The 10,468-nt window shown below is 45.5% G+C and carries 8 protein-coding genes; all 8 read left to right on the forward strand.

Annotated features, from left to right (window positions below; translation table 11 throughout):
- Nucleotides 1-91: 91 nt before the first annotated feature.
- Nucleotides 92-859, forward strand: a complete 768-nt coding sequence (gene hisA / locus A8805_RS21220; protein WP_109714717.1) for a phosphoribosylformimino-5-aminoimidazole carboxamide ribotide isomerase — start codon at nucleotides 92-94, stop codon at nucleotides 857-859.
- Between the two features lie 135 nt (nucleotides 860-994).
- Nucleotides 995-3,565 (forward strand): preprotein translocase subunit SecA, encoded by a 2,571-nt coding sequence (gene secA, locus A8805_RS21225; RefSeq protein ID WP_109714713.1) that lies wholly within the window; start codon nucleotides 995-997, stop codon nucleotides 3,563-3,565.
- 123 nt (nucleotides 3,566-3,688) lie between these two features.
- A protein-coding gene (gene prfB, locus A8805_RS21230; RefSeq protein WP_109714718.1) for a peptide chain release factor 2 occupies nucleotides 3,689-4,790 on the forward strand; the annotation gives its coding sequence in 2 pieces (ribosomal slippage) (nucleotides 3,689-3,763 and nucleotides 3,765-4,790; 1,101 coding nt in all).
- A gap of 36 nt (nucleotides 4,791-4,826) precedes the next feature.
- Nucleotides 4,827-6,044, forward strand: a complete 1,218-nt coding sequence (locus A8805_RS21235) for a homoserine dehydrogenase (RefSeq protein ID WP_109714714.1) — start codon at nucleotides 4,827-4,829, stop codon at nucleotides 6,042-6,044.
- Nucleotides 6,045-6,065: 21 nt separating this feature from the next.
- On the forward strand, nucleotides 6,066-7,271 hold the full coding sequence (locus A8805_RS21240) for a cofactor-independent phosphoglycerate mutase (protein WP_109714715.1): 1,206 nt from the start codon (nucleotides 6,066-6,068) through the stop codon (nucleotides 7,269-7,271).
- A gap of 53 nt (nucleotides 7,272-7,324) precedes the next feature.
- Nucleotides 7,325-8,533, forward strand: a complete 1,209-nt coding sequence (locus tag A8805_RS21245; protein WP_109714716.1) for an aspartate kinase — start codon at nucleotides 7,325-7,327, stop codon at nucleotides 8,531-8,533.
- A gap of 121 nt (nucleotides 8,534-8,654) precedes the next feature.
- Nucleotides 8,655-8,861, forward strand: a complete 207-nt coding sequence (locus A8805_RS21250; RefSeq protein ID WP_242992448.1) for a hypothetical protein — start codon at nucleotides 8,655-8,657, stop codon at nucleotides 8,859-8,861.
- Between the two features lie 135 nt (nucleotides 8,862-8,996).
- Entirely contained in the window at nucleotides 8,997-10,394 is a 1,398-nt protein-coding gene (gene ltrA / locus A8805_RS21255) for a group II intron reverse transcriptase/maturase (protein ID WP_109713116.1), read from the forward strand.
- Nucleotides 10,395-10,468 lie beyond the last annotated feature (74 nt).

Here is a 10,468-nt window from a genome sequence, read left to right on the forward strand (position 1 = left end):
GGTAAAATAGCAAAATGATACATTTGTGCTATATGTGATTCAAAAGATTCAAAAGGGTCAGATCCCTTTGAAGAAGATGAAAGGATTATTTATGAAGTTCAGACCGTGTATTGATATTCATAATGGGAAGGTGAAACAGATTATAGGTGGCAGCCTCAGGGATGAGGGGGACCAGGCGGTGACTAATTTTTCCTCTGAGCTTGATGCCGCATGGTATGCGAAGCTGTACAGGCGTGACGGCCTGCAGGGAGGGCACATCATCCTTCTGAATTCCCGGGATTCAGAATATTTTGAGGCAACAAGAAATCAGGCGCTTGAGGCGCTTTCTGCATATCCGGGAGGAATGCATATTGGCGGAGGAATTACGGCGGAGAATGCTGCCGGATATCTGGACGCAGGAGCCAGCCATGTGATTGTCACTTCTTATGTGTTTCAAAATGGACAGTTCCGCCGGGAAAATCTGGAGAGGCTGACATCAGCAGTGGGAAAAGAGCATGTAGTTCTGGATTTGAGCTGCCGAAAAAAAGGGGACTCCTATTATATAGTAACAAACCGCTGGCAGACCTTTACGGATGTATGTCTGACCAGGGAGGTGTTGTCTGATTTATCGGGATACTGTGATGAATTTCTTATACACAGTGTGGACGTGGAAGGGAAATCTTCAGGGATAGAGCTGGAACTTGTGCGTATGCTGGGGCAGTGGAATCAGATACCGGTTACTTATGCAGGCGGAATCGGGAGCCTTGAGGATTTAGAGGTTTTCAGGGAAGTGAGTCAGGGAGAAATGGATTTTACAATTGGCAGTGCACTGGACCTATTTGGCGGGAATATCCCATATGAGATGATTGCAAAGCTGTAAAATAATCTGGTTACAGTTCCGGCCATAAGACCGTTTTTCGTTGACTAACAAAATTTGTTGAATTAACGAAGGGATAGTGTTAAAATGAGGGGTAGTGTACTAGAGTAAATTTAGACAAGGAGTTAATTACAGATTATGGGTTTGATTGAAAAGATTTTCGGAACACACAGCGAAAATGAATTGAAGCGTATTCACCCGATTGTAGACCGGATAGAGGCTTTGGAACCAGAAATGCAGGCTCTGTCTGATACAGAATTGAAAGACAAAACAAGAGAGTTTAAAAAACGTCTGGAGGAGGGAGAAACTCTGGATGATATTCTTCCCGAAGCTTATGCAGCAGTCAGGGAGGCAGCAACGAGAAGTCTGGGAATGCGCCATTACCGCGTTCAGCTCATTGGCGGTATTATTCTTCATCAGGGACGTATTTCAGAGATGAAAACCGGTGAAGGTAAAACTCTTGTTTCCACACTTCCTGCATATTTGAATGCGCTGGAAGGAAAAGGCGTGCATATCGTAACGGTCAATGACTATCTTGCAAAACGTGATGCGGAGTGGATGGGAAAGGTTCATGAGTTCCTGGGACTGACAGTCGGGGTAGTTCTGAATTCCATGGACAATGATGAGCGGCGAGCAGCATATAACTGTGATATTACTTACGTGACAAATAATGAGCTGGGCTTTGATTATCTTCGTGATAACATGGTTATTTATAAAGAACAGCTTGTTCAGAGAGGGCTGCACTTTGCAATTATCGATGAGGTTGACTCGGTATTAATTGATGAGGCGCGAACCCCATTAATTATTTCCGGGCAGAGCGATAAGTCCACAAAGCTTTATGAGGCTTGTGATATTCTTGCCCGTCAGTTGGAGCGGGGGGAAGCCAGCGGTGAATTTTCCAAGATGAACGCCATCATGGGTGAAGATATTGAGGAGACCGGGGATTTCATTGTAAATGAGAAGGAAAAAACAGTGAACCTTACAGAGGACGGCGTAAGGAAGGTAGAGAAGTTCTTTCATCTTGAGAATCTGGCAGATGCAGAGAATCTGGAAATCCAGCATAACATTATTCTGGCACTGCGTGCACACAATCTGATGTTCCGCGACCAGGATTATGTAGTGAACTCAGAAGGCGAGGTTATGATTGTCGATGAGTTTACCGGACGAATCATGCCGGGACGCCGTTATTCCGACGGGCTGCATCAGGCTATTGAGGCAAAGGAACATGTAAAGGTAAAAAGAGAGAGCAAGACTCTTGCAAATATTACGTTCCAGAATTTATTTAATAAGTTTAAAAAGAAGAGCGGTATGACAGGTACGGCTCTCACAGAGGAAAAGGAATTCCGGGATATTTACGGAATGGATGTTATTGAAATTCCAACGAATGAGCCGGTGCAGAGAGTTGATTTGGAAGATGCAGTTTATAAGACTCAGAAAGAGAAGTTTAAGGCTGTTGTTGAGGAAGTAAAGAAAGCCCATGAGAAAGGGCAGCCTGTGTTGGTAGGTACGATTACAATCGAGATTTCCGAGTTGCTGAGTAAAATGCTGAAAAAGGAAGGAATTCCTCATAAAGTCCTGAATGCGAAGTATCATGAGCTGGAAGCTGAGATTGTAGCAGATGCAGGTGTGCATGGTGCAGTTACCATTGCTACCAACATGGCCGGACGTGGTACCGATATCAAGCTGGACGATGAATCAAAAGAAGCCGGAGGATTGAAGATTATCGGTACAGAGCGTCATGAGTCCAGACGTATTGATAACCAGCTGAGAGGACGTTCCGGACGTCAGGGTGACCCGGGAGAGTCCAGGTTCTATATTTCCCTGGAGGACGATTTGATGCGTCTGTTCGGCTCTGAGAGATTAATGAGTATCTTTAACACTCTTGGAGTGGCGGAAGGAGAGCAGATTGAGCATAAGATGCTTTCCAATGCGATTGAGAAAGCTCAGCAAAAGATTGAGAGTAATAACTTTGGTATCCGTAAGAATCTGTTGGAATATGATCAGGTGATGAATGAACAGCGTGAGATTATTTACGAAGAAAGGCGCCGTGTTCTGGATGGCGAAAGCATGCGGGATACTATTTATAATATGATAACAGAGTATGTGGAAAATACAGCAGACCGTTTTGCATCGACCGACGCAGATGCGGAAGAATGGGATATGAAAGGTCTGGATGTCGCACTCCGCACAGTCATCCCACAGCTTCAGCTGCCCTCCGCTGAGGAAATAGAAAATATCCAGCAGAAGGAATTAAAGCACCTGCTTAAGGAACGGGCGGTAAAAGCATACGAGGAAAAAGAAGCGGAGTTTCCGGAAGGAGAGCATCTGCGTGAGATTGAGCGTGTCATATTGCTGAAAGTAATTGACGGAAGATGGATGGACCACATTGATGATATGGACCAGATGCGTCAGGGAATCGGACTTCAGGCATATGGCCAGAGAAACCCGCTTGTAGAGTATAAGATGATGGGTTATGACATGTTCGGTGAAATGACAAATGCCATTGCAGAGACAACCATCCGTACCTTGTTCCATATCCGCATTGAGCAGAAAGTAGAGCGGGAACAGGTGGCTAAGGTTACAAGCACGAATAAAGACGAGAGTGTTCTGCGTGAACCCAAAAAAAGGGAAGAAAAGAAAATTTATCCCAACGATCCATGCCCCTGCGGAAGTGGAAAGAAATACAAACAATGCTGCGGACGCAATTAAGTAAAAAGGAAATAAACAAAATGTGCGGCTGATAAGGCGGCATGACATATAAGAATCTGTTTTTACAGATTCTTGTTTGTTTAAGGAAAAATTTATTAAGTGATTAAGAAAGAGGTGAAAAAGGTGGTTTTATTAGACGAACTGAAAACAAGACTAAGTGCATACGAGGAACCGCTGAAAGAATTGAGGGATTCACTTTGACTTAGCGTCAAAGAAAAAGCGGATTGAGGAATTGGAGCGCCGGATTTCAGAGCCGGGATTTTGGGACGATCTTGAAAACTCCACCCAGACTATGAAGCTGCTGAAAGGGCTTCAGGAGTCTGTGAAGCAGATAGAAACGTTGTATACGGATTATGAGGATATCGGTCTTCTGATTGAAATGAGCGAAGAAGATTCCGACGGAGAAACAGTAAAAGGAATTGAAGAAGAACTGGACCGGTTTGGGGAAGAATTCGAGGAACTGAGAATTCAGACTCTTTTGACGGGTGAATATGACAGCAGTAATGCAATTGTGACTCTCCATGCGGGAGCCGGAGGTACAGAATCCTGTGACTGGGCAAGTATGCTGTATCGGATGTATACCCGGTGGGCCGAGAAAAAAGGTTTTTCTCTTGAAGTTCTGGATTATCTGGATGGAGATGTGGCAGGAATTAAGGGTGTAACCTTTGAGGTGATCGGACAAAATGCATATGGCTATCTCCGCTCAGAGAAAGGTGTACACCGCCTGGTAAGGATTTCTCCTTTCAATGCGGCGGGAAAACGGCAGACATCTTTCGCATCCTGTGATGTTATTCCAGATATCGAGGATGATGTTGATATTGAGATTAATGAAGAAGAACTGCGTATTGACACGTACCGCTCCGGAGGTGCGGGAGGACAGCATGTGAATAAGACTTCCTCTGCGGTGCGCATTACACACCTGCCTACTGGGATTGTTGTACAGTGCCAAAACGAGCGTTCCCAGCATACAAATAAAGAGAAGGCAATGCAGATGCTGAAGGCGAAGCTGTATCTTTTGAAGCAGCAGGAGCAGGCGGAGAAGGTATCGGACATCAGGGGGGAAATGAAGGACATTGGGTTTGGAAATCAAATCAGGTCCTATGTGATGCAGCCATATACATTGGTGAAGGATCACCGGACCAATATGGAAACAAGTAATGTAAACGCAGTAATGGATGGAAGCATCGATTTATTTATCAATGCATATTTGAATGCGGACTCATAAAAAGATGAAGGGTAAGGGACGGAAAAGGAGGAAAACATGGTAAATATAGCGGTAATGGGATACGGTACAGTGGGCTCAGGGGTCGTGGAGGTCATCAATACCAATGGAAAAAGAATCAACCAGAGAGTGGGAGATGAAATTAATATCAAGTACGTTCTGGACTTGAGAGAGTTTCCAGGGGACCCGGTTCAGGAGAAGCTGGTCCATGATTTTGAAGTGATTGTGAACGATCCGGAAGTGCAGATTGTTGCCGAGGTGATGGGCGGAATTGAGCCGGCATATACTTTTGTAAAAAGATGTCTGCAGGCGGGGAAAAGTGTTGCCACTTCTAATAAAGCTTTGGTTGCAAAGCATGGTGCAGAGCTTCTGTCTATTGCACGGGACAACAATATTAACTTCCTTTTTGAGGCCAGTGTAGGCGGGGGCATTCCGATTATCCGGCCCTTAAATTCTTCCATGACAGCAGATGAGATTGAGGAAATCACAGGAATTCTCAATGGTACCACAAACTATATGCTAAGCAAAATGTTTTACGAAGGGGCAGATTATGATGAAGTTCTGAAAGAAGCTCAGGATAAAGGATATGCAGAGCGAAATCCGGAGGCTGATGTGGAAGGCTATGATGCATGCAGGAAAATTGCAATTTTATCGTCTTTGATTTCCGGGCAGCAGGTTGATTTTGAGGATATCCATACAGAAGGAATTACGAAAATCACAAAACAAGATATGATGTATGCAAAGGAACTGGGCATGACAATTAAGCTGCTTGCTTCCAGCAAGCGAGACGGCGACCATCTTCATGCGATTGTAGCTCCATATATGCTACATAGAGAACACCCTCTTTACAATGTGAATGATGTGTTTAATGCTATTTTTGTTCACGGAAACGTCTTAGGAGATGCCATGTTTTATGGAAGCGGTGCAGGAAAGCTGCCCACAGCCAGTGCAGTAGTTTCTGACATTGTAGATGAGGCGAAGCATCTGAATAGAAATATTATGACTATGTGGGACAGTGAGAAATTAAATCTGCAGCCGATAGCAGACACAAGCAAGAAGTATTTTGTGAGGATTAAAGGTGATGTGGATGCCATGAAAGCACACTTGGAAAGTAAGTTTGGCCCTATTGAAATTGTGAAGGTGGAAGGGCTGGAAGATGAGTTTGGTTTCGTGACAGATGTGATGACGGAAGGAACTTATGAAGAACATGCGAAGGAATTTCCGGGAATTCTGCATATGATACGTGTAGAGGGGTAGCATTTTGACTGGAGGCAGAGCATGAAATATGTAATTGTATTATGTGACGGAATGGCGGATGAACCCTTGGAGGAATTGGGTGGGAAGACACCGCTCCAGGTGGCAGAGACACCGAATATGGACCTTTTGGCTCCGAAATCTGAAATTGGCATGGTGCGTACTGTACCCCGGGAAATGTCTCCCGGAAGCGATACGGCAAACTTGTCTGTCATCGGATATGATCCAAGAGAGTATTATACAGGAAGATCTCCGCTGGAAGCTTTGAGTATTGGGGTAGATATGGAGCCGTCCGATGTGGCGTTCCGCTGCAATATTGTAACTTTAACAGAGGACCAGGATACCTATGAGGACAGAATCGTCATAGACCACAGCTCCGACGAAATCAGCACAGAAGATGCCGCCGTTCTTATAGAGGCTCTGAAGGAAGGGCTGTCCCGGGAAGGTTACGAATTCCATGTGGGAACCAGCTACCGTCATCTGCTGATTCAGAAAGCAGGAAAAGTGGTGGAACTGACAGCTCCCCATGACATTCTCACAAAGCGGATCGGAGACTATTTGCCGGAAGATCCGGTGCTGGGCGAAATGATGAGAAAAAGCTATGAAATCCTGTCCGTCCATCCTCTGAATGTGGAGAGAAAGAAAAACGGCAGGAATCCGGCCAATTCTGCATGGTTCTGGGGAGCAGGGACAAGACCCGCGCTGACCTCATTTGAGGAGAAGTATGGGAAACGGGGCGCTATGATATCTGCAGTGGATTTGCTCAAGGGAATTGCAGTGGGTGCGGAAATGCACAATATCTTCGTGCCAGGTGCCAACGGCGGGCTGCACACCAACTATGCAGGAAAAGCAAAGGCGGCAGTAGAGGCGCTGACAGAGGAGGGCTATGATTTCGCCTATATTCATGTAGAAGCACCGGATGAGATGGGGCATCAGGGAAATACAGGAGATAAAATCAAAGCTATTGAGAATATAGATACTTACATTATTGGACCGGTGGCGGAAATGCTGGAGGCTGCCGGGGAAAGTTTTCGTATGATGATATTGCCGGATCATCCGACTCCTGTCCGTATACGGACTCATACGAAAGAACCGGTTCCTTATCTGCTTTATGACAGCAGGAAGGTAGTTGGGAAAATGCCGGAATATCATGAAGGAACGGCATCGAAAACAGGAATCAGAGAGGAAGAGGGGTATAGGCTGATTGCCCGCCTGTTTGAGCAAGAGTGAAAGAAAGCTTGGTTTCCCGGACTCTTGCACGGGGCAGCGGCTAGGAGGAAATTATGCTGATAGTAAAGAAATTTGGGGGCAGCTCGGTTGCGGACCGGGAATGTATTTTCCGCGTAGCGGAGCGCTGCATAGAAGATTATAAAAAAGGAAACGATATCGTTGTTGTATTATCGGCAATGGGAGATACGACAGACGAGTTAATCGAAAAGGCAAAAAATATCACGCCGGAACCATCCAGAAGGGAAATGGATATGCTGCTGACAACAGGAGAACAGATTTCCGTTTCCCTGATGGCGATGGCAATGGATTCATTGGGAGTACCTGCAATTTCGCTGAATGCATTTCAGATAAGAATGCACTGCACGTCTGCATATGGCAATGCCAGGTTGAAGCGTGTGGAGGCGGAGCGGATACGCCATGAGCTGGATTCCAGAAAAATTGTGATTGTAACAGGATTCCAGGGAGTAAATAAATACGAGGATTATGCTACGTTAGGACGGGGCGGTTCCGATACCACAGCCGTAGCTATTGCGGCAGCCCTGCACGCAGACGCCTGTGAAATCTATACAGATGTAAACGGGGTCTACACGGCAGACCCGCGTGTAGTACCGAATGCAAGAAAACTGGATGCCATCAGCTATGATGAAATGCTGGAGCTTGCGTCACTGGGGGCGCGGGTGCTTCATAACCGTTCGGTGGAGATGGCAAAAAAATACGGGGTGCAGTTAGTGGTACGCTCCAGTCTGAACAGGGAAGAAGGAACGGTAGTCAAGGAGGTAGTAAAATTGGAAAAAATGTTAATCAGCGGAGTGGCTTCTGATAAAAATACATCAAGAGTTTCCGTAATTGGAGTGGATGATAAACCTGGTGTAGCATTTAAAATATTTAATACTCTTGCCAAAAAGGGAATCAATGTGGATATCATCCTGCAGTCTGTAGGACGTGAAGGAACGAAAGACATTTCCTTTACGATTGCTCAGGATGACTTGAATAAAACACTGAAAATACTGGAGGAAAACAAGGAAGCACTGACAATTCAGAATATCGGCCATGAAGATAGTGTGGCAAAGATATCTATTGTCGGAGCAGGCATGATGAGCAATCCTGGTGTTGCAGCAAAAATGTTTGAATCAATGTTTAATGCAAATGTAAATATCAAAATGATATCTACATCTGAAGTACGGATTACTGTGCTGATAGATGAAAACGATGTAGACCGGGCAATGCGGGCAGTACATGACGGTTTCGGTTTGGGTGATTAAAACAAAAAATCTGGGAGGGGGGCCTGCGGCCACCCTCCCAGTCTGTATAGTGCGCCCGGCGGGCGCACGTTTCAACGGGTGTGAGTCCCGAGTCCGCCTGGTAGTAGGAAGGACATAGCCAATGGCAAGGGTGTTGTGGGTGACTACGAATCTGAAGGAAGCCGGATGGCAAATCTCTGGTCTGACGCACAGAAATCATATCAGGCTAAAATCGGGGGTAAGGCTGCTATACAAGTTGAAGCCCAATAACTACACGGAACCGATTGTGGTAAATATGGCAGATGGATGGAGAGAAGGAACGTGCGAGTACCCGGGGAGATCTGCATGATGCGCTCTGAAAGGAGTAACTATTATCGCAAGGTAATACTGAACATGCAGAAGTCAGCAGAGGTCGTAGTAGTCGAGAGGTGAAGGACCGAATCAATAGGAGTCCCAAGTATAACCGAGAAAGGAGGAATGGCTGATGAAGGCAGAAAACTCTGATAACAGAGACTGTCCGCAAAGAGATAGTGCGGAACATGAAGGGTATGCGGAAGTGCGTAGGTCATTCCGCTCGATATGGAAAGAAAAGGACAGTGCACAGCCAGAACTCTTGGAGAAGATACTGTATAAGGACAACTTAAACAGAGCTTATAAAAGGGTGAAGGCAAGCAAGGGAGCACCGGGAATTGACGGAATAAGCGTTGATGAGATAGGTGCATACCTACGGGATAATCAAGAAACCATTATCGAGAGGATATACAAGGGGAAATATACACCCGACCCGGTAAGGGGCAAAGAAATCCCAAAAGCAGACGGTGGAATGCGAAAGCTTGGTATTCCAACAGTCAAAGACCGTATTTTTCAGCAAGCCATTGCACAACAACTGATGCCGATTTATGAAGCGCAATTCTCGGATGGAAGCTTCGGTTATCGCCCGGGAAGAAATGCGAAAGATGCCATCATTAAGGTGAAGGAGTATGCAGAAGAGGGTTATCGCTATGCAGTATCAATTGACCTCTCGAGGTACTTTGACACCCTGAACCACGAATTATTGCTGAACATTCTTCGGAGAAATGTGAAGGATGAAAGAGTAATACAGTGGATTAAGAGGTACTTGAGGAGTGGTGTCCTGGAAGATGGAGTAGTCGTGGACACAGAGGAAGGTTCACCACAGGGTGGAAATCTGTCTCCACTACTGGCAAATGTTTATCTCAATGAGTTTGACCAAGAATTCCAAAAGAGAGGAGTTCCGTTCGTACGTTATGCAGATGATATCGTTGTGTTGGCAAAGAGCGAAAGAGCCGCAAAGAGACTTTTGGAGACAAGCACGAATTATCTTGAAGGAAAGCTTAAGCTGACCGTAAACAAAGATAAAAGTCGTGTGGTCAGTGTGTTTGCAATCCGAAATTTTAAATTCCTTGGCTTCGCATTGGGAAGGAACGGGGAGGGTATATTTGTCCGAGTTCATCCGAAGTCATGGAAGAAGTTTAAATCCAAGCTGAAAGAGCTTTCTTCCCGAAGGTCTGTTCAGAGCATACGACCGGCATTGGAAAAGATAAAGGTATATGCCAGAGGATGGCTTAACTATTACGGAACTGCAAGGATTAAAAATCCCATTGATGCCATCAACGGGTGGCTTTACCATCGGATTCGTATGTGTATTTGGAAACAATGGAAGAAACCGAAAACCAAGAAACGCAATCTGATGAAGCTTGGCATACCCGAATATTTTGCACACCAGGCGGCCAATAGCCGAAGGAAATACTGGTATGTATCGGGTATGGGTGCGGTCAACAGAGCATTAACAAAAGAAAGACTGATAAACAGTGGCTTTTATGACTTAGCCACAGCCTATCAGTCTGTGCACATCAACTATTGAAAGCGCCGTGTACCGAACGGTACGCACGGTGCTGTGAGAGGACGGCGGTTAGTCACTGCCTCCTACTCGATTAA

It is taken from the genome of Faecalicatena contorta, assembly GCF_003149105.1.
Taxonomy (GTDB): Bacteria; Bacillota; Clostridia; order Lachnospirales; family Lachnospiraceae; genus Muricomes; species Muricomes contortus_C.